This window comes from Gluconobacter sp., assembly GCF_047723935.1.
In the GTDB taxonomy this organism is placed as follows: Bacteria; Pseudomonadota; Alphaproteobacteria; order Acetobacterales; family Acetobacteraceae; genus Gluconobacter.
Map to the genome: position 1 here is coordinate 40900 of NZ_JBDOBO010000013.1, position 21953 is coordinate 62852.

15 protein-coding genes and 1 tRNA gene are annotated in these 21953 nt (G+C 55.0%); 8 read left to right on the forward strand and 8 right to left on the reverse strand.

Features of this window, described 5'->3' with window-relative positions:
• Window positions 1-3 precede the first annotated feature (3 nt).
• Window positions 4-2268, reverse strand: a complete 2265-nt coding sequence (locus tag ABF979_RS07300; protein WP_415558811.1) for a TonB-dependent receptor — start codon at window positions 2266-2268, stop codon at window positions 4-6.
• A 180-nt stretch (window positions 2269-2448) separates the two neighbouring features.
• Here ABF979_RS07300 and ABF979_RS07305 point away from each other — a divergent pair, with 180 nt between their 5' ends.
• Entirely contained in the window at window positions 2449-4716 is a 2268-nt protein-coding gene (locus tag ABF979_RS07305) for a TonB-dependent receptor (protein ID WP_415558813.1), read from the forward strand.
• 83 nt (window positions 4717-4799) lie between these two features.
• On the opposite strand, the gene ABF979_RS07310 is transcribed toward ABF979_RS07305, so the two are convergent.
• From ABF979_RS07310 to ABF979_RS07325, 4 genes are all read right to left on the reverse strand, one after another.
• On the reverse strand, window positions 4800-6602 hold the full coding sequence (locus tag ABF979_RS07310; RefSeq protein WP_202206298.1) for a GGDEF domain-containing phosphodiesterase: 1803 nt from the start codon (window positions 6600-6602) through the stop codon (window positions 4800-4802).
• 323 nt (window positions 6603-6925) lie between these two features.
• Window positions 6926-8407, reverse strand: a complete 1482-nt coding sequence (locus ABF979_RS07315; protein ID WP_415558834.1) for an efflux transporter outer membrane subunit — start codon at window positions 8405-8407, stop codon at window positions 6926-6928.
• Window positions 8408-8439: 32 nt separating this feature from the next.
• Window positions 8440-9516 carry an HlyD family secretion protein gene (locus ABF979_RS07320; RefSeq protein WP_415558815.1) on the reverse strand — a complete coding sequence of 359 codons (1077 nt, stop codon included), beginning with the start codon at window positions 9514-9516 and terminating at the stop codon, window positions 8440-8442.
• 18 nt (window positions 9517-9534) lie between these two features.
• Window positions 9535-11193, reverse strand: coding sequence for an MFS transporter (locus ABF979_RS07325; protein WP_415558817.1), 1659 nt, complete (start codon window positions 11191-11193; stop codon window positions 9535-9537).
• 191 nt (window positions 11194-11384) lie between these two features.
• On the opposite strand from ABF979_RS07325, the gene ABF979_RS07330 reads away from it, so the two are divergent.
• From ABF979_RS07330 to ABF979_RS07340, 3 genes are all read left to right on the forward strand, one after another.
• Window positions 11385-12332 (forward strand): LysR family transcriptional regulator, encoded by a 948-nt coding sequence (locus ABF979_RS07330; RefSeq protein WP_415558819.1) that lies wholly within the window; start codon window positions 11385-11387, stop codon window positions 12330-12332.
• 225 nt (window positions 12333-12557) lie between these two features.
• The gene (locus ABF979_RS07335) at window positions 12558-14885 is read left to right on the forward strand and encodes a TonB-dependent receptor (protein WP_215749202.1); all 2328 of its coding nucleotides are present in this window, start codon (window positions 12558-12560) and stop codon (window positions 14883-14885) included.
• Between the two features lie 80 nt (window positions 14886-14965).
• Window positions 14966-15679 carry a tetratricopeptide repeat protein gene (locus tag ABF979_RS07340; protein WP_215749200.1) on the forward strand — a complete coding sequence of 238 codons (714 nt, stop codon included), beginning with the start codon at window positions 14966-14968 and terminating at the stop codon, window positions 15677-15679.
• 64 nt (window positions 15680-15743) lie between these two features.
• Here the strand turns inward: ABF979_RS07340 and ABF979_RS07345 are convergent, their stop codons facing one another.
• The gene (locus tag ABF979_RS07345) at window positions 15744-16427 is read right to left on the reverse strand and encodes a Fe2+-dependent dioxygenase (protein ID WP_202206305.1); all 684 of its coding nucleotides are present in this window, start codon (window positions 16425-16427) and stop codon (window positions 15744-15746) included.
• A 233-nt stretch (window positions 16428-16660) separates the two neighbouring features.
• Here ABF979_RS07345 and exbB point away from each other — a divergent pair, with 233 nt between their 5' ends.
• The 4 genes from exbB to ABF979_RS07365 all read left to right on the forward strand — a co-directional run bounded on the left by exbB (window position 16661) and on the right by ABF979_RS07365 (window position 19585).
• On the forward strand, window positions 16661-17374 hold the full coding sequence (exbB, locus tag ABF979_RS07350; RefSeq protein WP_415558822.1) for a tonB-system energizer ExbB: 714 nt from the start codon (window positions 16661-16663) through the stop codon (window positions 17372-17374).
• A gap of 8 nt (window positions 17375-17382) precedes the next feature.
• The gene (gene exbD, locus ABF979_RS07355) at window positions 17383-17817 is read left to right on the forward strand and encodes a TonB system transport protein ExbD (RefSeq protein WP_415558824.1); all 435 of its coding nucleotides are present in this window, start codon (window positions 17383-17385) and stop codon (window positions 17815-17817) included.
• Window positions 17814-18650 (forward strand): energy transducer TonB, encoded by an 837-nt coding sequence (locus ABF979_RS07360; RefSeq protein ID WP_415558826.1) that lies wholly within the window; start codon window positions 17814-17816, stop codon window positions 18648-18650. The genes exbD and ABF979_RS07360 overlap by 4 nt, the downstream gene beginning before the upstream one ends.
• A 194-nt stretch (window positions 18651-18844) precedes the next feature.
• Window positions 18845-19585 (forward strand): siderophore-interacting protein, encoded by a 741-nt coding sequence (locus tag ABF979_RS07365; RefSeq protein WP_415558828.1) that lies wholly within the window; start codon window positions 18845-18847, stop codon window positions 19583-19585.
• A gap of 52 nt (window positions 19586-19637) precedes the next feature.
• Here ABF979_RS07365 and ABF979_RS07370 read toward each other — a convergent pair whose 3' ends face one another.
• Window positions 19638-21581, reverse strand: coding sequence for a hypothetical protein (locus ABF979_RS07370; protein WP_415558835.1), 1944 nt, complete (start codon window positions 21579-21581; stop codon window positions 19638-19640).
• Between the two features lie 289 nt (window positions 21582-21870).
• Window positions 21871-21946: transfer RNA gene (locus ABF979_RS07375), tRNA-Glu, on the reverse strand.
• Window positions 21947-21953 lie beyond the last annotated feature (7 nt).

Here is a 21953-nt window from a genome sequence, read left to right on the forward strand (position 1 = left end):
GTTTCAGAAGCCACAGGAGACGCGGCCGCCGATGAAGCGTGGTGTGCCGGGAATGTAGAAATACGTTGTTGTCGCCATTCCTCCGCTTTCGAAATACTGGCGGTTCAGAATGTTCGAGGCGTAAATCGTTGCTTCCCAGTGCCCGGATGAGGGGCGAAGGGTCGCATGGGCGCCGAGTAGGAAGTAGGGAGGCAGGCGATAGAAGCCGGTTCCTCCTACGGCAATGGCCTGACTGCCGCGATAAGACCAATCCGGGCCAATATCCAACCCCAGGTGGTCAGTCAGTGCCTGCCGCCACTCTGCCTGTCCGTTCAGGGTGAGTTTTGGCTGGCCGTTATCAACGCCAGCGAAGTTATTGTTAATGGCTTTCCAGACACCGGTCTTGGCATAATAGGCGTTTGTGGCAGCCCGATTGACGTTCGGAAAATCCTGATAATTGCCACGCTGCCAGCCAATGTTCTGCGTGACAAAAACATGCCGAACCGGGTGTATTTCCAGGGTACCTTCAAAGCCCCAGCTTTCGGATTTTAGGACATTGGTGATCTCGCTGAGTGGGCCGTAATTCGGGATCATCACGGTCCCGACAACCTGCTGTCCGTGGAAATCATTATAGAATGCCGCGCCATTCAGGCGGAGCTTTCCCGGGATTGGATCACTTTTGAAGCCAACCTCGTGGGTCAGGACCGTTTCCGGGCCAAACGGATCGAGCTGCGCCTGAATCTGGGTATTATTGGCGCTGAACCCGCCGGGTTTGAACCCTTTGCTCAGCTTGTAATACACCGTCGTGCTCTGCAACATCTGCCAAGATACGCCGACCTGGCCTGCGAACTGAGCCGAGGCAGTGCTTTCAGGCTGGAAGATATGTGTCGAGCCACCAAAAATTTCTGATTTCAGACCTGTGAGTGCGCGGTCGTCGATTTCATGCAGAAGGCCACCAAAAAGCGTGACGTTATGCGGAAGACGATAGCTGATGTGACCGAACTCGGATGTACTTTCCTGATTCATGCCGAAATTGGTGGACATCATATAGCTGCGGGCTGAGTAGTCTGTGTAATCGAACAGGAAGCGCTGTTTCATCCGGCTGCGTTGATAAAATGCTCCAACAACCCATTGCAAACGGCTGTTCGGGTCGTTTGAAGACAGGCGCAGTTCCTGTGTAAAGGCATTCGCACTGATCGTTCGATATGTATCGGCCTGCGAAGCGGCTGTGCCGTCCTGATCCGTATATTCCCCTTGCCGTTCTGTCTCAAAGGCACTGACGGACGTAATTTTTCCAAAGCCGAGATCACGGTCAATATGCAGATCCCAGCCCCAGAACTGATTGTGTTCACTTGGTTTGAGGCTACGGGGGCGCCCGATCAGATCGGCAAACTGAGGTCGTAGAGACCACTCTGCCTGCTGGTGTTCCAGTGAGGGTAGTCCCTGAGAGCCAATCAGGCGGTGCACCGGAACGCCTGCGACGACTTCGCTATTGTCCTGCACAAAGTGACCTGACAGCATGATTGTGGTCCGGCTGTCAGGGCGCCAGCGCAGCTTTCCACGTAAAGCCCAGGAATCTGCATCGCCCAGATGAGTACCCGTCAGGGGATTGGTCTGCCACCCACCGCCCTGTCGTGTCTGACCCGCAAGTCGGAAATCGAGTCCTTTCGCCAGCGGGCCTGACACATAGGCCTCGCTTCGGCTACGGGCATAGGAGGCGATATCTTCGCTGGCGCCGTAATGCCAACTGCTTGTCGGGTCCGCCGTACGGAAGCGCACTTCACCGCCAGTGTCCGACTGGCCATGTGTCGTGCCGACCGGGCCTGGTGTGACGGTCGCGTCTGCCAGATCGAACATCAGGCCGCTGGCCATGGTCGAGAACGCGAAAGGGACGTCATCGAAATACGCCAGAACGGTTGGGATGTTGTTCTGCGTGAAGTCATTAAAGCCTGCGCCACGAAGGTAGAAATTCGTGGAAGCCGTTCCGTTAATGGACTGAATGGTCAGGTTGGGTGCCACGCGCTCGACGTCGCGCAACGTCACGACACCACGCTCGATCAGGCGTTCCGCAGTCAGGCGGGTATCGGCATCCGGCTGTTTCTGGGCAGATTGAAATGCAAAATCCGTTCTCTTGATGCTGACTTTAATGGTTTCGTCCGCATGAGCTTCAAGAGATTTCGGAGCAGCGTGACGCTGTTTCTTATCGTGTTGAACAGGAGGCGCTGCCGCGAGAACTGAAGACGCTCCCAGGAGACTGACGCCAAGAAAAAGAACCCTGCGAAACGCCATGGAAAAAGATGCTCTTCTGAAAGGAAAATGCCGGGCAGCGGCAGAATTGTGGCTTTTATATCTCACCGGGATGCCAGAGCAAACAATCAGGAGGAAAAAGGTCCGCTTCTGCTTGATCTGTTATGATATAACATAATAGAGAGTTGGCGCTGAAAATACCTTTCGTCTGTTGAGGACCTCATGCTGCCTTTTGTGTCTGCCCGATCTTTCCTTGTGCTTCTTGGATGCACGACGGCTCTGTGTGGCGCTGCTCATGCTCAGGAAACAACGGCTGGAACGACAGGTACCGATACGGAAACCTCTCGTTCCAGTTTCGGTCATTCTGACAACCAGCACGGAACGACCGTGACGGAAACGAGCCGGACGGGTGAAGACGATCTTGTCGTCAATGCTCATCTGGAACGGGCCCGGGACGCTCTTCAGTCTTCCACAGGGGCCACGACCTATCGTTTCAGCCGTCAGGACATCGAGATTAATCCGGGTGGCGATAACGCGCCCCTGACGTCTGTTCTTCTTCAGGCACCAGGCGTCGCGCAGGACAGTTACGGTCAGATCCATATCCGTGGCGACCATAACGAAGTCCAATTCCGTCTGGATGGTGTGGCGCTGCCTGAAGGCATGAGTGTTTTCGGTCAGGCGCTCATGACCCGCTTTGCACATTCCATGTCCCTCACGACGGGCGCGCTTCCCAGCGAGTACGGATTTCTTCAGGCCGGTGTGATCGATATCAACACCAAGAATGGCTATTCCGATGCGGGCGGCAGTGTCTCCATTTATGGCGGCGCCCGGGACTATTTCTTTCCGTCACTGCAATATGGTGGCCACAAGGGGAAGTGGGACTGGTTTGCTACCGCTGACTATATTCACAACCGTGTTGGCATTGAAAACACGACCCCCAGCTTCAATGCGATCCACGATCTGACGAACCAGTACCACTTCCTGGGGCATGCTCGGTACACGGTTGATGAAAATACCCGGATCAGTCTAACCGCCGGGGTTTCGAATGCTGAGTATCAGCTTCCGAATAATCCGGGCCAGCAGCGCCAGTTTGCCAATCCGTCCTATACGGGTAGCACTCTGTCCCAGAACCAGTATGGAAACGGCGATAGTAACAGCCTGAGCGAGCACCAGAAGGAAATCACGGATTTCGGCATACTTTCCTTGCAGAAGGATATGGGGCGTCTCAGTTTCCAGACGTCCGCCGTGCTGAGATACAGCTCTCTGCGATACTCACCTGATCCGCTAGGCGATCTGGTGTATAATGGCATTGCACAGCGTGCTGCCCGATCCGTCTTCTCAACCGGAACACAGACGGATGCAACCTGGCAGGCTGCAAGAAATCATACCGTTCGTTTCGGTTATCAGATCTATGTTGAGCGTAATACGTCCAAGTCTGACTCAACAGTTTATACGCAAACTGGTGAGGACGAGGACGGCAACGCTGTTTACTCCGGCGATACGGCGAACATCCATGATGGCTCCGGCCGTACGGGTTGGATGTACGGGCTGTACGCTCAGGATGAATGGCGTCCGATCAAGAACCTGACCATCAATTATGGTCTGCGTTTTGATGGTGTGGATGAATACACACATTCAAAGCAGGTCAGCCCGCGTATCAATATCGTTTACAAGCCCTGGCACGGTGGAACCTTCCATGCGGGCTATTCCCGTTACTTCACGCCGCCGCCGTTTGAACTCGTGACCGGAACGGCTTTGTATAAATACACGGGAACCTCTGCTGAGCCTGCCAATTACAAGAACAGCACGGTCAAGTCTGAGCGCGATCACTACTTTGACGCCGGTTTCTCTCAAACGATCCTGCCAGGCTGGCACGCTTCGTTTGATGCCTATGTCAAACTGGCGAAGAACATGATTGATGAGGGGCAGTTTGGCTCGCCTGTTATTCTGTCAGTGTTCAATTACCGTCGTGGACAGGTGCACGGATACGAGTTCTCCACGGATTACACGCGTGGCGCCTTCAGTGTTTATGGCAATTTCTCCTGGTCACGTGCCATCGGTAAGGACGTGGTGTCGGGTGAGTGGAATTTCGATCCTGAAGATCTGTCTTACATCAAGAACCGCTGGGTGCATCTTGATCATGACCAACGTTGGACGGCGTCTGCGGGGACAAGCTACACGGCTTTCTACAGAACCGGCCACCCGCTGCGCCTGTCTGCGACAATGGTTTATGGAAGTGGTCTGAGAGCTGATGGCGCGACGCCGAATGGTGCTTCTGTGCCGCAGTATGCGACATTCAATCTGTCTCTGGTTCAGTCCTTCAAGGATCTGTTCCACGTTCCATTCCTGAAGCAGACGCAGCTTCGTCTGGATGTCACCAATCTGTTCGACAGGACGTACCTGCTGCGTGATGGCAGCGGCATTGGCGTGGGTGCGCCACAGTATGGCCTGCGTCGTACCATCCTGACCGGCATTGATCAGCGGTTCTAATTTTAGGGACTGTCTGAAGTTGAAGACGGGGGCGGTTGCGAAAGCAGCTTGCCCCCGTTTTTGATATCGAGAGGTGGGACGACCTATTCTGCGACGTCCATTTCAGGGACGATCGACTCACTTTTGATCCAGGGCGGTCCATCCATGTTGAGAACATGTGGAATCTGGGACAGTGGAACCGCCTTTGAAAAATGCCATCCTTGCAAAAAGTCACATCCCATCAGGCGCAGTTCTTCGGCTTGCTCGGCCGTTTCCACGCCTTCGGCCACAACGACACGGTTCATGCTGTGAACAATATCGATAACGCCGCGGATAATGGCCGTATCAATGCCGCGCTCCGTAACGCCTGACGTAAAGACCCGGTCAATCTTGATATGATCGAACGTCACGGTGCGTAGATGGGTCAGCGACGCAAATCCGGTACCAAAGTCATCTAATGAGATCTGAACACCAGCACGATGGAGTTTCTTGAGTTCATCCAGAATATGTTGATTGTGCTGACCAAAGAGAATTTTCTCTGTGATCTCAATGGTCAGTTTTTCAGCCGGAACACCATGTTTTTTCATTTCACGGAAAAGCCGTTCCGTGAAATTGTGATCCCGAAAATCATCTGACGTTACGTTGATGGAAATGCGGTCAAACGGGATTTTGTGCTGCAGAAGATACCGGATATCCGTGAGTGCCTGCCGCAAGACGAAATTTCCGATTGCGATGCTCAGTTCTGCATCGTCAAAAGCATCATAAAAATACTGTGGGCTCAGCAGTCCGCGCTCTGGATGATCCCAGCGCAGGAGAGCTTCGAAAGAGGGCGGGCTGTCCTGATTTAAGGGGAGAACAAGCTGATAGAAAAGTTTGAATTGCTTTTTCTTGAGAGCGGCCTGCATGGCTGTTCTCAGTCGAGAGCGGCGCTCGGTTTTCTCTTTCATGAAGGGCGCGTATTTTTTGATTCTGTTGCGACCGTCCGCCTTGGCTTCATACAGCGCAAGGTCTGCACAGCGCAGAATTTCGCGTTTTCGACTGTCGTTCAGCTTGGAGACCGCATAGCCCAGACTGGCACTACAAAGATGCGTCAGACTTCCGCTACGAAACCGAAAGCGCATAGCCTCAAGAATTTTCTGGAGCTTGAGTTCAAATGTCTGCGGGTCGTTTGACACCATGATGATGGCAAATTCGTCGCCACCAATACGGGCAATGAAACAGTCGGGAGATTGGAAAGTCTTCAGGCGCCCTGCAATTTTCTTTAGCAGGCGATCACCGGATTCATGGCCAGATGTATCATTGATGATTTTGAACGTATCGATATCGAGCAGGCACAGACAGAAATGCCGGTTGTCTGGATGTTCCTGTGCGAAAAGCACTTTCAGGTACTGTGAGAATGATGTGCGGTTGGAAATATTCGTGAGGAAGTCAGTATTGACGGCTTCCTGCAATTTCAGCCGGTTGGCTGTCAGGCGTTGTTCGGCACGTTTGCGGGCAGTGATGTCAAAGCGGATCGCCACATAATTAATGACCTTCCCTTTTTCATTGCATCGGGGAACAATTGTTGTATCGACCCAGTATAATTTTCCATTTTTCTTTCTATTGCAGATTTCGCCATGCCAGACGCCCCCCTGTGCAATGGTTCTGTACATTTTCTGAAAGAAATTGGAATCATGAACGCCCGAGTGAAGCATTCGATGGTCTTGTCCGATCAGTTCAGCCCTGGAATAGCCACTGATCTCGACAAATTTTTCATTAACTGAGAGAATTTTTCCTTTAGTATTCGTTACGGCGACAATAGCCGAGCAATCAAGAGCATGGAGAACAAAGGAATCATGAGAACTTTCGGACCATGCCTGAAGTGATTCAAGATAAGTTCCGAAATTCTGTTCCTGATAGGTGTTCACTAAGTCTGTCCCGCTTGGCCATAGGTCCGAGTGTCGCGAGAAAACACTAAAAAAATACTAACAAGGTGCTTTTGAGTGGGTATATCTGAAAGATAATATCACAAAAAGACCTTTTTTAAGCCAAAAGCGTCAAGGCAGAATCTTTTTGTTCGGTAGAAAAGGCCGTCAGGAAAATACAAAAAATCCTAAGGGCGCAGTATTTCATGGATTTGCTGAATTTATCCTCAGCCGGGGATACACCGTGAAGGGTGTCAGATCTGTCGCCCGGCTGCGACGTCTCTCGCCGAACGACAGAATGAAGGGTTGGGAAATACCCAGTACGCTTAAAGAGAGCCTTCCCAGCCGCCCCCTAGAGCGCGGTAAAGATGCGTCATTGAAACGGAGACGCCTGCACGGGCTTCTGACAGGGCGCTTCGCGTCGAGAGAAGCGCACTCTGTGCTGTCAGGACATTCAGGAAGTCCCCGGCACCCTGGCTATACTGAAGTTGGGCAATGTGAACAGCTGTTTCGTTCTCGGTGACGCTTTCTTCCAGCCGCTTCTGACGCTCCTGAGCTGTGCTCAGATCCGTCATGGCATCATCGATTTCTTCCCATGCATGCAGGATTGTCTTTTGAAGCGCGATGGCGGCTTCTTTCTGCTGCGCTTTCCGAAGATGAAGCTGTCCTGTAAGGCGGCCGCCTTCAAAGAGCGGTAGCGTCATGGTTGGGCCGAAGCCATACTGACGCGATGCCCAGGACCCAAGTCCGCTGAACTGGAGTGCCTGAATATCCAAACTGCCGGATAGCGTTACACGGGGGTAGAAGTCTGCAATAGCCACGCCAATACTTGCCGTTGCAGCATGCAGACGTTCCCTTGCCGCGCGGATATCTGGTCTCCGGTCCGCGAGTTGAGACGGCAGGCCCGTTGGAATGTTGGTTGGCACGGGTGGAATAATGCCGGGCTTATTCAATGTGCTGGCCAGCGCTCCCGGTTCGCGTGCGACAAGGAAGCTGAGGGCATTGATGAGATGCACGCTCTGGCTTTTTAAGGGCGGCAACCGCGCTTCGAAGCTGTGCATCTGTCCGCGGGAATAGGCGACGTCCAGTTTGGTAGCGGTTCCCTGTGTAAAGCGCAGTGTTGTCAGGTCCACGCTGTGACGGGCAATTTCGATGCTCTGCTGGGTAATGGCAATCTGTGCCTGCACATTGCGGAGCGCAATATAGTCCTGTGCTGTCTCGGCCATCAGGGAGACCAGGACATTGCGCTGCATGTCTTCTGTTGCATGCATGGCAGCTGTGGCTGCTTCAACCTGCCTTCTGACATGTCCCCAGAAATCGACTTCCCAAGAGGCACTTAAGCCATACTGAGGCAGGTTAAAGGCTGGATTTCCTTTGGCGCCGTCGGCAGCGGCAGGGCCAAACCCCTGTGCACCACTGGCAATATCGCCAGGGCTAGCCTGTTCAGTTGTTCCTAGTAGCCCCAGAATACCGTTGGTGCTGGCGCGTTCCCGTGCGTAGGAGGCTGCGCCATCCAGGCGCGGCATTTGCGCGGCACTCGCAATCCGGCGCTCTGCTTGGCTTTCAGCCAGGTTCAGCGCGGCTGTCCGCAGGTCCAGATTGCTGCGAACAACGTCTGCTTCAAGTTGCGTGAGCACCGGATCGTTGTAGAGGTGCCACCACTGCGGATCGAGAGTGGCTTCTGTCGGGCGGTCTGTCGCTGGGGCAACACTCTCATGGTAGTGCGCGGGCGAGTTGTCAGTGGGCTTATGATAGTCCGGTCCGACCGTACAGGCGCTCAACGCTGTAACAGACAGAAGGATAGCCATTCGCGGCGATAGGGAAAAGCGCATGGACTGTCTCACTGCCAGGCGTAACGGTTGTCACGGGCATGTAGGCCTTCCGGCTGCGAGGCCGTATCCACTTCCGCTTCAACAGACATGCCGACGCGAACCTTAGCTGCCAGTGGTTGCCCTGCATCGAATGTCAGTTTGACGGGAACCCGCTGGACGACCTTCGTGAAGTTGCCTGTCGCATTATCTGGCTGAATCGCAGCGAAGGCTACGCCCGTTGCTGGGGCCAGACTGTCTACATGGGCGTGGAGCGGATGACCGGGGAAGGTATCAACCCAGATGGTGGCCCGCTGACCTGTCTGCATTTTGGTCAACTGGGTTTCCTGGAAATTGGCCAGCACATAGGCCTTCTGAACCGGAACTACAGCGAGTAGACCTGTGCCCGGATGCACATAAGCACCAACGCGCACGCCACGCTCACCGACAATGCCGTCTACCGGTGCTGGAATGGTGCAGTAGGACAGGTTCAGCTCTGCCTGATGTTCGGTACTTTGTGCTTTGAGAAGGGCGCCCTGTGCACGCTGGATCTGTGCCTGAAGAACCGGGATCTGCTGTCGGGCACTGTCAACGCCAGCCTTGTCGCGGGCGAGGGCTGCCATGGCTTCCCGAAGATGAGCATCGGCACCCTGTTGTTGCTCGAGCGTACTGGCCCCACCCGCAGAAAGATTGTGATAGCGAGTGGCGTTCTGCTGCGCGAAGGCCAGACTGGCTTCGTCAGCTTTAACAGTATCCGAAGCGGCGGCAATCAGGCTGTCCTGACGGGCCAACATGGCCTGAAGGTTGCTCACATCGCCTTCTGCGGCTGCTACGTCACCCCTGGCGGCGGCAAGGGCTGCGCGATAGTCATCGTCTTCGATATGGGCGAGTTCTTCGCCAGCGTGAACGTTTTCATTATCTTCCGCCAGCACGCGGTCGATCCGGCCCGAAACCTTGGGAGCAACGGTCGTGAAGTCTGCCGTGACATAGGCATCGTTGGTTTTCTGGTGAACGCCGTCACCCACGAAGAAACGATCGGCGCTCCAGGCCAGTCCGGTCAGAATCACGACTGCACAACCGGCGAGAAGAAGAGGCTTTCCATAAATCATGTCTGAGAGATCCGGATCTTAATGTGCGGGGGCGGTCACGGGAGCCGCCGGAACAGGAGTGGGGGTTGCTGCAGGTTTTGGTGCCGGGCCTTTGCCGGGTGGATAGACGCGTTTCGGAAGAATGAAATTCAAAACAACGTAGACGGCGCACACCACCGCAACGACGAGGTAGATATCGGCCAGAGCAAGCACGACAGACTGCTCGTGCAGGTAGTCATGGAAGATTTCCAACGCATTGCGGGAGACATGCGCTGTATCTGGCGAGGTGTTCTGGATCGCGTTTTCGATCGGGTTTCCCATGCCGGCTAGGGCCGTCGCATTATTGCCAGAGCGGTCCAGCAGCATGTTGGAATGATACTGCTCGCGCCGCCGTAGCAGGACTGCGAACAGGGCCGCAGCAACGGCATTGGCCATACCCTTGAGCATGTTCACCATGCCGGAAATGAATGGTCCGTCCGCCGGTCCGAGGGACATGGTTGCCAGCATCAGAACGGGAATGACCACCATGGGCTGCCCCACAATCTGGAGACCCTGCAGAAGATAAAAATTATCTCGCACCCAGTCCGGCGTGAGCCAGGTTCCGAGGAACGCCGCCAGCCCGAGACAGCTCATGCCAATGCCGAGCAGATAGCGGCAATCTACCGAGCGCATGTTGCAGAGGGCTGCCGTCAGCGGAAGCATGATAAGCTGTGGCAGAGCGACCATCAGCGCGATAGGCGCCGTCTGGGATGGGCGGTATCCGCGAACTTCCGCCAGATAGGTGGACGGAACTTCCATCATCAGACCACAGATGACCAGAACGCCGACAAGGGTAAGCATGGCCATCGCGATGTTACGGTTCTTCCAGTACTGAAGTCGGAAAAACGGGCTGTGATGGTGCCATTCGTGGAACAAGAAGCCCACAAACAGCGCTCCGCCCCAGAACGTCAGATGAGAAATGATTGGAGAGCGGAACCAGTCCAGCCTGTCTCCCTGATAAAGGACTGTGACGACGCATAAAATGGACGGCACACCGATGAAGAAGCCGCGCCAGTTGAACTTCATGAAGCGTTCGAGATGCACCGGGTCTTTGGGAAGGCCATAAGCCATCATGGCAATGGCAATGGCGCTGAGAGGAATGACCTCCCAGTACAGCCAGTGCCAGCCGAAATGCTCAAACCACAGGGCTTCCAGTGGGCCACCCAGATTCGGGCCGAAGGTCGCGCTCATGGCGTATCCACCCACACCGAACACCTTGATAGGCGGCGGCAGGTATTTGAGCATCACGGTCATGAGGACGGGCGGCAGACACCCTGCACTGAGACCCTGTGCAGCGCGCAGGAAACACAGGGAAATCATGTCCGGCATGAACGGCAGCGGAATGGACAGCAGGGCAAGCACTGCCGTCATGAAGATCGAAAACCGGTAGATCGAGAATGTCATGTAGAACCATGGCGTGAAGGCCATGGCGGCAATGTTGAAGGCTTCGTAGGTCGAGATGAACCACGTGCCTTCGTCATGACCGATATGCATGGCGCCGCGAATGTCTGACAGGCCGATTTCGGTAATGTGCTCATTGAATCCGGCAACATGCACAGCCAGCAACATGCCAAGGCACCCTATAATGGTCCGCATTCCGAACGGCGGTATGTAGGAGGGTTGTTCGGGTGCTGCTGCGGTGGGTGAAGGTAAAGCCATAAGGTGCTCTCGTGATGCCAGAGAGCTTCTATCGGCGATGCGCAGGTGGAGAAAAACCCACACTTCAGGCAGATGAGGATTCCACTTTCTGGAAGTGTTTCTCTTAAGCCTTTCATTTCTGTATGTTGGACTGCGTTATTCCTGTTTGATGCGGCTGGAACAGGGCGCTCACGATTAGGGGAGATAAGTGTATGGCAAACCGGAAGTCAGGAGGCCGCCGCTACGACCTGGATCTGTTGCGTTATCTCCAGGTGCTGGTGGAAGAGCAGAGCGTCTCGCTCGCCGCGCGTAGATTACAGGTCAGTGAGCCTGCCATGAGCCGACATCTGGCGCGTCTGCGAAGTGTTTTTAACGACCCCATCCTTGTCATGTCCGGTCGGCGCATGGTTGCAACGGCTTTCGCCAACCGTATCCGGGACCGTGTTCAGGGACTGGTGAGGGATGCGGATGATCTGCTCAATGAAGGGGCGGAGCTGAATCTGAAGGCGATGTCTCCAAAGTTCACCATTCGCGCCAATGATATTGTTGTGGGTGCTTTCGGGCCTGCAATTCTTCTGGCCCTTCGGAAGGATTGCCCAGAATGTCGCATTGTTTTCTCTCCGGAGTCTGAAGAGACCGCCAGCGAAGCCCTGCGTGGAAGCCACATAGATCTCTATATTGGGGCGACTGACGATCTGCGTCCGGAAATCATGCGCAAGGCCCTGTTCGACACGTCGTTCAGTGCCCTCGTCCGGGCAGGGCATCCGATCCTTAAGGGAAAAATCACCCCTCATGCACTTGTGGCTTACGATCATGTCAGTGTGTCGCGGAAAGGGCGTGCGTTTGGCCCGATCGATCTCATCCTGAAGGAGCGATATGCTCTCTCACGTCGCATCGCGATGGTGGTTCCGACGTATTATTCGCTTATCGAATCACTGCGTGGAACAGACATGATCCTTCCTTTACCGCGGATCGTTATTGACTGTCTGCCATTGGCGGAGATGGGTCTTGAAACGTTTGATTTTCCTTTTGTACTTCCACCAGTCCACGCGTTTCAGGCCTGGCATCCACGACTGGACATGGATCAGCTTCATCGATGGATGCGGGATACGGTTTCACAGGCCATTCGTGGGGAAATGGGACGCCTGGGAGTCAGGTGAAATGTTATGTCATGGCCTAGTTAATGAGAATCAGTTGCATTAACAACTCTTCTGAGGAAGATAGCGCCAGTTTCAGTGTGCTGAACCTGGGCTTTGCCTGACCATGAGAGACCTCTGAATTCCTGGAGACGATGTACCCATCGTGACGGAAGGGAGTGCCATCCCCGGGCCAGCTGCCTGTTTCTGTTTCGGCACATTGTCAGGTCCATGAGTTCAGGTGATTCCATGCCGTCGAAAAACGAACATTTTAGCCCGCACGCTCTGACAGAGGGCCAGGTTTTCACTGAGGCAGCTCATTCTTCCTCTGGGAAGTGGCAGAAACTGGTGCTTCTGGCTTTAGGCGCGGGTCTCGGTGTGACGGAAACCGGAGAAGCAGACGCGCAGGATGCCGGAGTTACGAATGATACGGCGTCTGTCAGTCTGCCTGCCGTCAAGGTTCACGGACAGACCGAAACGGCCACACCCGAACCCACGAATACGAACAACACGACACTGGATATCGGGCGTATGCCGGATACCGTGCGGGAGACGCCCCAGATCATCAGCGTTGTGCCCAAGGCTCTGATCGAACAGCAGCGTCTGTTCACTCTGGATCAGGCGTTGGCCAATGTTCCCGGTATTACGATGTCTACGGGGGAGGGCAATGGCGGCATGAATGGCAACCAGTTCCGCATTCGTGGTCAGCAGGCGCGTGGCGATATTTACGAAGACGGTCTGCGTGATTTTGGAACGTATGTTCGTGACACGTTCAATACGGAAAGTGTTGAAGTGGTTAAAGGACCGAGTGGTGAATATTTCGGTGCCGGTAACGTTGGTGGCGTGATCAACCAGACGCTGAAAAAGGCGCATCTGGGAAACCATTATGCTTTTGATCAGTCGATTGGCAGCGGCATGCAGTATCGCGGTGCGGCAGACGTCAATTACCAGCTGGGCAAGCATACAGCCCTTCGTGTGAATGGCATGTATAACAAGCAGGATGTGGCAGACCGGAACAATGTGCGGTCAGATCGTTATGGTGTGGCGGCTGATCTTGGTTTTGGTTTAGGAACGAAAACCACCTATCACCTGAACTATCAGTGGCTCGGCAGCCGCGGAATGCCGGATTATGGCGTGCCAATGATCCTGACGGGCAATACGTATTCGCCCATTACAGAACACGGGCTGAATCGCGATACGACATATACGCGCAGCTTTGATCGCGACAATTCTAATATTCACATGGTCACCTCAAAGTTTGCGACCGAAATTGCCCGGTGGCTGACGCTGAGCAACGACACGCGCTTCAGCCATTATCATCGTGAATATGCCGCGACGACCCCAAGTGCGTGTTCCGGCGCATGTGCTTCGAGTTTTCTATCTGGTGGAAATCCTACTCTGCCCTACGGCGCAGGCGGCGGCGTTGCCTACCAGCAGGACGGTTGGGGCATTCAGAATGTCATGATGGGGCGTTCGAAATTCAATACAGGCTTCCTGAAGCATGACATCCGGGCAGGTGTGGATATCAATTACACCAAGGATGACCGTAGCATGGGAACTTACGTCAACAGATCAAACAATCAGACAATCCGTAGCCCTTACTATTCCTCTCCCTCAACATACATCACGTGGCCATCAACCGGCCGGCGCATGACGGATTTTCGGGATCTGGGCCTGTTCTTTGCAGACAAGATCCATCTGACCGACAAATTGTCCGTATTCGGAACGTTCCGGTGGGATAGCTATCAGAGCAAGTTCTGGAGTGCGACGACGTCTGCCGCGGGAACGCAATCCCAATCTTCGAACAAGTTCAGCCCGTCTGCGAGCGTGATGTATGACATCACCAAGGATGCCACCGTTTATTTCACGTTCGCGCGCTCGTATAAGCCGGTTGGGACGGATGCTTCGTCTATTGTGACGAATAATGCCGGGAGCGCGGATGTCGCGAATAACGGGCGTGACCTCAAGCCACAGCGTAGTGATCTGTTTGAAGTTGGAAGTAAGCTCGACTTCTTTAACAAGCGCCTTGGCGTAACGGGCGCCCTGTTCCAGATCAATCAGAACAATTCCTACACCTATGATGACGATGGCAACATCATCACAGGCTTCCAGGATGCGGGAACCGGCCGTCGCATTCGTGGTGCCGAACTGAGCGCAACTGGAAAGATTACCCAGAACTGGGATCTTTATGCGACGTACGCTTACATGGGCGGCAAGGTGACGCATAGCGCTACGCTGCACGGCAATCAGGCGCCCCAGCTTCCGCACAATTCGTTCTCGGTGTGGAGCACCTATAACCTGTCCCATCTGGTGTTGAGAGCGGGGCAGGGCACTCTGAAGGCTGGTGGCGGTGCCCAGTACAGTTCAGGCTACTGGGCTAACGAAGCCAATACAGCGCGGATGCCTTACAACTTCTCGCTGAATGGCATCGTGTCCTACGACTACGGTCGTTACCATGCGCAGTTTAATGCCAACAATCTGACCAACCATCTGAACTATGGTTCGGCTTTCAACACAGGGCGTGCCGTTCCCATGTCGGGGCGGACGTTCATGGGAAGCTTTGGCCTAAATTTCTGAGGTTAGTCACGACAAAAGTAGTTTCAGCCCTTCCGGCTTCTGGCCGGGAGGGCTTTCTGCTGAATTAACGGTAGATAAATATGGCTTCGTGCGAGCAGTCAGTCGGATTTTGTGCTGAACGGGAAATACCGGCCATCACCTGTCCTCCTCAGGTGCAGGCTCAGCTTCTTCTTGGCCAGATGCATGTGGATACAGGACGGTTTGCAGACGCTTTCCCATACTTTGAAGCGGCTGCGCGAAGTGGTCATCCTACGGCATTGAACATGCTGGGACGCGCCTATGAGCGCGGTTGGGGCGTCGTCCGGAATACAGGGCAGGCAGCTTTATATTTTGAAGAAGCGGCACAGCTCGGGGATGCGTGGGCCATGTTTAACTTGGCCGATCTTCTGTTACTCGGCGATGGGGTTCCCAAAGACCGTGCGCGAGCATATCGGCTGTATGTATTTTCTGCTGAAAAAGGAAATGCAAAAGCGCTCAATATGCTTGGTTTGCTTCATGAGGAAGGGATTGCCGGAACGCCCGACCTGGAAGGTGCAAAAATCTTTTTTCAAGCAGCGGCTGAGGGGGGAGATTGCTGGGCCGAGATTAATCTTTCACGTCTTGCGCTCGCTCATCAGGATATCGCAGCGGCAGCCTCCTGTCTTCAACGAGCTTTGAAGACAGGGCTGCCAGATGTTTGTCGAGCAATCATTGCTGCTGTCCAACCTTATGCTGATCCTGCTTTGAAAAGCATTGGTGCACAGGCTGTGCGTCAATTGGGTCTCGTGAAACGGCTCAGCGCTGTTCCGGCATAAATCTCACCCGGCGAAAGATCATACCGGGTGCTGGTTCATTCGTTTTAAGGGAGGGCTGACGACTTCAGAGCTCAGCCCATTGCCGCAGAAGGTTGTGATAGGTTGAGGTCAGACCCAGAACCGCTGGGTGATCATCGGGAAGCGCCTTGCGGGTCTCGATGATGGAGCGGTCAAAATCGTACATAAGAGCGCGTTTTGTATCGTCGCGGATCATGGATTGCGACCAGAAGAACGATGCCCAGCGGCTACCGCGCGTAATGCGGTTAACGCTGTGCAGGCTGGTAGACGGATAGACCACCATGTCACCCGCAGGCAGTTTGACGTTCTGGTTGCCGTACGTGTCCTGAATGACGAGTTCTCCGCCGTCGTAATCTTCTGGAGAAGACAGGAACAGTGTGGAGGAAACATCTGTCCGGATGCGGAAGCCAGCGCCTGGAATAGGGCGGATGGCATTATCAACATGTGCGTTGAAATGCATTCCGGTGTCGTATCGGTTGAAAAGCGGGGGATAAACTCGCAAGGGCAGGGCAGCACTATTGAAAGTTGGATTGCGCCCTAAAGCCCTCAGAACAATTTCGCCCAGTTCACGGCACACATCTGAATCCTGCGGAATCTGAAGGTTCAGTTTTGCCTTTGCAGACTGTTCTCCCGCTGTGACACGTCCGTCTGTCCACTGCGCCGTCTCAAGCTGGTCGCGGCAATAGCGTACCTCTTCAGGAGACAGGACGTTCGGGATGTGGATCAACATGGGTGTGTTCTTCCTTGGACGGCTCTCGGGGCTTTTTTCAAAGCGGTTAAGAATCTTGCTTGTAATTAAGAATGACTCTCATTATCGTCCCTTAAAGGTCTTTGCGGGTTTCTGCAATCCATGTGGTGCGTGTCGCCCGGACTGCGCGAGACAGATGTCGGTTTTCTGCAAGGATATGGTGTTCCAACCTCGAGACAGGAGGGCGCATAGAGTCGCCCCGACAGGCCTATTTGATGTCTCTTACGTTCTCTCCCTGGCAGATGTTTCTGGGCGCCGGGCCGGTTGTCCGATGTGTCATGACACTTCTGGCAGCGGCATCCGTCGTCACGTGGACGATCTTCATTGCCAAAACTGTTGAGCTGATTCGTCTGCGGGCGCAGCTCAAAAAATCAGAAACGGCTCTGGAAGACGCAGACACACTGCATCTGGGAGAAGAATGGACGCGCGATGGTGCGGGTATCGCTCATGCTATGGTTCTGGCCGCAGAAGCGGAGCGCCGTCGCTCGGAAGATATTCCTGCCGATCGCGAAGGCATTAAAGAGCGGATTGTCCTGCATCTTGAGCGTCTGGAAGCTGCTGAAGGCCGCCGCCTGATGAGAGGGACCGGCGTGCTCGCCACGATTGGTGCGACATCTCCCTTCATTGGCCTGTTCGGAACGGTATGGGGCATCATGTCGTCCTTTACGGGTATTGCCGCCGCTCATGCGACCAGTCTGGCCGTTGTTGCTCCTGGTATTGCAGAAGCCCTTCTGGCCACGGCGCTTGGTCTGGTTGCGGCCATCCCTGCTGTTGTGATTTACAATCATCTGGCCCGTCAGACGGCGGCCTGTCGCGCCAGCGTCGCGGATCTGACGTCAATTGTGATGCGTCTGGTCTCTCGTGATCTGGCCCGTGCGGCGCTTGCAGCAAGCGGCAATGTCGTCCGCTTCATGGCTGCTGCGGAGTAATCGCAGGAATGGCCATTCATATTCGTCATGCCGATGAGGCGGTGCTGGAAGCCCATGAAATCAACGTGACGCCGTTTATCGACGTCATGCTGGTTCTGCTCGTGATCTTCATGGTTGCTGCACCTCTGACGACGGTCAACGTCCCGGTTGATCTGCCATCTTCAACCGAAACGCCTGCTCCCCGCCCGGATGAACCGGTGCTCCTGACCGTCAAGGCTGACCATACGCTGGCTCTGGGCGAAGATGCCGTCAGTTCGGATCAGCTTATTGATGCACTCGGCAAAGCCAGTAAGGGAAACAAGGAAGAGCGCATTTTTCTGCGGGCGGACAAGACCGTCGATTATGGAACGCTGATGGACGTAATGGGGCAGCTTCGGAAGGCTGGTTTCCTCAAGGTCGCGCTTGTCACGCTTCAGGGGCAGGAGGCTGGGGAAGGACCGTGAGTTCTTCACACGCGTCTCTCCCCACGACCTTCCGGGACTGGTATCAGTCGTATCAGCAGACCGAAGACCAGCGCAGCGTCCGTGTCTGGGGTTTGTCTGGTGCTGCCATGACTGTTCTGACAGGCATCGCACTCTGGTGGGCCGTGACACATGCGCCGCCACAGGTTGCGGCCCCAAGTGCAGCTCCCCCGCCTGCTATCGCGATTGACATGTCCCCCATGCCGACACCTGCGCCGGCTCCTCCTCAGGATGTTGATCCGGGCCCACAGCAGATGGTCACGCCGCCGGAACCGCAGCTGGATACGCCTCAACAGGTGGATGCCCCGCCGTCTCCGGCACCGCATCCGCCTGTGCCAGTTCCAAAGGTGGAGAAGGTCAAGGTTCACAAGAAAACAGTAAAGAGCCCGCCTCAGCCCGTGAAACCGGTCCCGATGCAGGCTCCTGTTGCCGACAAGATGACAGCGCCACCTGCTGCCGATAGTACACCCTCCCAGAGCAGTAGCGCAGCGTCTGCCTCTCACGCGAGTCACCCCAGCAACGCACCCGTGACCTGGCAGGGCGATATTTTGGCGCGTTTGGAACGTTTCAAGCGTTACCCCGCAGAAGCTCTGGCGCAGCATCAAGAAGGAACTCCTGTGCTGTTTTTCGTCATGGATCGGCGTGGGCATGTTTTGTCTGCAAAAATCCGGAAAAGTGGTGGTTTTGCATTGCTGGATGAAGAAACACTGGCAGTTGTCCGGCGTGCAGAACCGTTCCCGCCGCCGCCGGAAGAGATTGCAGGGACGACAGTTTCTCTCACTGTTCCTATCGAATTTTCCGTCGAGGACCAGTAAAGGGAAAAGCTGAAGGAATGCTCCAGTCAGATCGTGGCTGGAGATGACATCGAGGCTGGACGTCTCCAGTTTCCGTAAGCGTTAACGTCAATCAACGCACAGAACCGAACAGCCCCTGCGCTGTGCCGGGCCTGTGCGTCTGTCGTCATGCAGTCCTCAGACCCGTTGCTCAGGGTTAATTCAAGGATGAGAAGATGACCGTTACTGACACCACAACCATTGCTCCCCCGGAAATCCGTCGCGTCATGCACGAGCTGAAACGCCGTGACCTGACCGTTGTGGGCGTCGGGCGCGTAACGCCACACATGATCCGCATCACGCTTCAGGATGACAGCCTTCGGGATTTTCCAAGCCTGTCGCCAGATGATCACATCAAGATTTTTGTTCCGCAGGGGAATGGTGACATGGCCCGTCGGGATTACACGCCGCGCGTGTTTGACCGCGCTGCTGGGACGCTGGTTCTGGATTTTGTAGACCATGATGGCGGACCGGCGGCGGACTGGGCCCGGAGCGCCAAGCCCGGTGATCATCTCGCCATTGGTGGCCCCAAAGGATCGCGCGTCATTACGGGAGATATTCGCAACTGGCTTCTGATTGGGGATGAAACCGCACTTCCAGCTATTGGCAGGCGCGTCGAGGAACTGGATGCCGGAACGCCTGTCACCACACTTGCTGCGGTGACAGATGCTTCAGAGGAACAGCCCTTCGAAACGAAGGCGCCCTACACACCTGTCTGGGTCCATCGTCCAAGCGAACAGGCGCATCAGGCCGAGCCATTCCTGCGTGCCCTGAAAACCATTCAGATCGTGCCGCAGACATTTATCTGGGTGGCTGCGGAAGCATCCGTTGCACGCTCTATCCGAAGTGTTTTGGAAAACGAGCGTGGAATTTCGCCGCAGTGGATCAAGGCGTCCGGGTACTGGACGAAGGGCTGAAAATGGAAAAAGCCGCGTGTGTTGAACATGCGGCTTTTTGTGCGGGCGTGCGTTACTGAAAGGGGAGGTAGCGGAAGTCGAAGAAGATCTGGCTCATACTGGTGTGCGGATCGCCGCCGATGCCTTTCCAGATATCCCGCCGTGCATAAGCGAGCTGAGTGCCACCTTCAACGGTACCAAAGCGACCTTTGAAGAACCTCCACCAGGCACCGATCGTCGCTTCTGAAACGCCGCGTGTATTGGCGGAACAGGAGAGGGACGAGAGCTCCTGGAGGCAGCCCGCATTTGAGTACAGCGGGTTGCCGTAGCCGTAAGACGACCCTTCACTGTTGAAATAAGCATGTCCCACGCGCTGTGTGCCAAAATATCCATACACATCAATATGCGGGTTGGGATGTGCAATCAGGCCTGCCTGGGCTTGAAGACCGAAGAGGGGTACCGGGTCGCCCTTGGCATTCAGTGTTGCATCCGGAAGCAGCACTGAACCGTAGCGGTTGATGCCCCATCCCGCGAGACCGGCCGCACGGAACTCCAGCTTGCCTGAAATGATTGGCAGGATCAGCGATCCCCCGGCGCCACCTGCAATGGCGGTGTTGTTGTGGCCTGTATGATTGATGGTCACGCGATCATGCGGGAAATGCAGGATGCCTTCGACTTCGTAATGGCCCCAGCTGGGATCGTAAGCCAGTTTGCCAATCAGGTCTGGCGCGATTTCGTTTGAGAAATTCGCCGTATCATTCGTCAGGCCAACGCCATTTTCGCCAATCGTGGCCGTGTTGCCGTTTGGCAGCGAGACCGTGCCGTTGGTGTTCGTGAAGCCGGTGGTGTCATACAGGGTTGCAGGATTTTCGATGGAAAAACCTGCCCAGAGGCGGTGGTCCATGAAATCCTTGACGACGCGCACTTGCCACTGGCGAGCCCATGTCTGACCCGCCAGCATGGAGGCTTCAATGGTTTCTGGAAGGCTCTCCTGACGGGCCACGATACCAATACGGCCGGGCGTCAGAAGGCTCCAAGCCTGTCCGCCAAGGAAATGCCAGCCAGCTTTGTTATCATCATAGGCTAGATAGGCCTGACGCATCCGGAACGCATAGCTGTTGCTTTCATACGGATCTGTCGTCACCGCACCAGCACCAAAATCGGATTCAAAGAAGCCCGAAATGGTCGCTTCGGAATTGATGTTGCCGCGTGCCAGAAGAGAGAGGCGGCTATAGCGGGCGCTCCCTTCGAAATTGTTGGTATGATACCGCGGTTCATTCGGATACGGCATGTCTTGCCAGTAATTGAATGTCCCGGACGCCACATGGCGGTTCTCAAGAACGGCCGCCATGTCCACAAAGCCACCCAGCATGAGCGTGACAGGGCCAAGGTGAAACACGCCATGGTCGCCCACGGCGCCTGCGGACTGCGCGCCGATTGTTTCACGCGGATGTGGACCGACGCCGTTTTCAGCAAAGCGCACCATGACATCTTCCGTTCGCTTCCCGACCACGGCCAGTTCAGATCCGGCACCTGACTCTGTCACCCCTTGGTCGCGACGATCTCGTGCAACGCGGTCTCTTTCCTCAGGTGAGGGTAAAATGTGTGAAGCCCGTTTCCCGGGAGAACTGGCATGTGATGCGAGTGTCTCCCCCGCAGCAAGTTCCGTTGGATGTAGGGACGAATGCAGATGTGCCAGATGAGGCGCTGCTCCCTGAAGAGCAGATCCCAACGGTGTGCTCCGCGCGACTGTTGTCGTGTTCGTCGTTGTCTTGTCTGCGGGGTGAACGATGTGATGGTGCTTGGCCATCTCTGAGCGGAGCATGACAAGATCACGATTAATCTCTTCCTGTTCCTGCTGAACATGCGCCTGCGCTTCTTGGAGGCGGTGCATTTCCTGTTCCATGCGAGACATCACATCATCATCTGCGTAGGCCTGCGAAGGTGCTGCGAGCAGACCGAACGCTGTGCCCATCATCAGGAAGCCGCGGATGGACAAAACAGAGCGGCAGGCCATGTGCAGGGGGAAACGGGACAAGTACGCTCTCCATGTCAAAAGATGTCTGGTCTATGACACGAAATCGTGATCGCAGGAGTTAAAAAAGGTTTCAGACTTCAGGAGAAATTCAGAGCCGAACGACGATTTTTAGGAAGGGGTAGTCTTGAGATGCCTGAACGATAAGCTCGGTCTCATGCAGGGGGCACAAACAGAAAATTCCAGCTCTGAGACCGTACAGAGTACGATCAAAGCTGGATATCTGCGTCATTTCATTTTGAGAAATGTGCCTGCAAGCTTTTGAAAAACTTGGTGTCCCGTACGGGATTCGAACCCGTGTTGCCGCCGTGAAAGGGCAGTGTCCTAGGCCTCTAGACGAACGGGACTGGAGGC

What these genes read in the sequence shown, in the direction of transcription:
- ABF979_RS07325 (WP_415558817.1), bottom strand. Translation starts at nt 11,193, where the DNA reads ATGGCTTTACCTTCACCCACCGCAGCAGCACCCGAACAACCCTCCTAC.
- ABF979_RS07345 (WP_202206305.1), bottom strand. Translation starts at nt 16,427, where the DNA reads ATGTTGATCCACATCCCGAACGTCCTGTCTCCTGAAGAGGTACGCTAT.
- ABF979_RS07305 (WP_415558813.1), top strand. Translation starts at nt 2,449, where the DNA reads ATGCTGCCTTTTGTGTCTGCCCGATCTTTCCTTGTGCTTCTTGGATGC.
- ABF979_RS07300 (WP_415558811.1), bottom strand. Translation starts at nt 2,268, where the DNA reads ATGGCGTTTCGCAGGGTTCTTTTTCTTGGCGTCAGTCTCCTGGGAGCG.
- ABF979_RS07340 (WP_215749200.1), top strand. Translation starts at nt 14,966, where the DNA reads ATGGCTTCGTGCGAGCAGTCAGTCGGATTTTGTGCTGAACGGGAAATA.
- ABF979_RS07365 (WP_415558828.1), top strand. Translation starts at nt 18,845, where the DNA reads ATGACCGTTACTGACACCACAACCATTGCTCCCCCGGAAATCCGTCGC.
- ABF979_RS07335 (WP_215749202.1), top strand. Translation starts at nt 12,558, where the DNA reads ATGCCGTCGAAAAACGAACATTTTAGCCCGCACGCTCTGACAGAGGGC.
- ABF979_RS07315 (WP_415558834.1), bottom strand. Translation starts at nt 8,407, where the DNA reads ATGGCTATCCTTCTGTCTGTTACAGCGTTGAGCGCCTGTACGGTCGGA.
- ABF979_RS07320 (WP_415558815.1), bottom strand. Translation starts at nt 9,516, where the DNA reads ATGATTTATGGAAAGCCTCTTCTTCTCGCCGGTTGTGCAGTCGTGATT.
- exbD (WP_415558824.1), top strand. Translation starts at nt 17,383, where the DNA reads ATGGCCATTCATATTCGTCATGCCGATGAGGCGGTGCTGGAAGCCCAT.
- exbB (WP_415558822.1), top strand. Translation starts at nt 16,661, where the DNA reads ATGTCTCTTACGTTCTCTCCCTGGCAGATGTTTCTGGGCGCCGGGCCG.
- ABF979_RS07330 (WP_415558819.1), top strand. Translation starts at nt 11,385, where the DNA reads ATGGCAAACCGGAAGTCAGGAGGCCGCCGCTACGACCTGGATCTGTTG.
- ABF979_RS07370 (WP_415558835.1), bottom strand. Translation starts at nt 21,581, where the DNA reads ATGGCCTGCCGCTCTGTTTTGTCCATCCGCGGCTTCCTGATGATGGGC.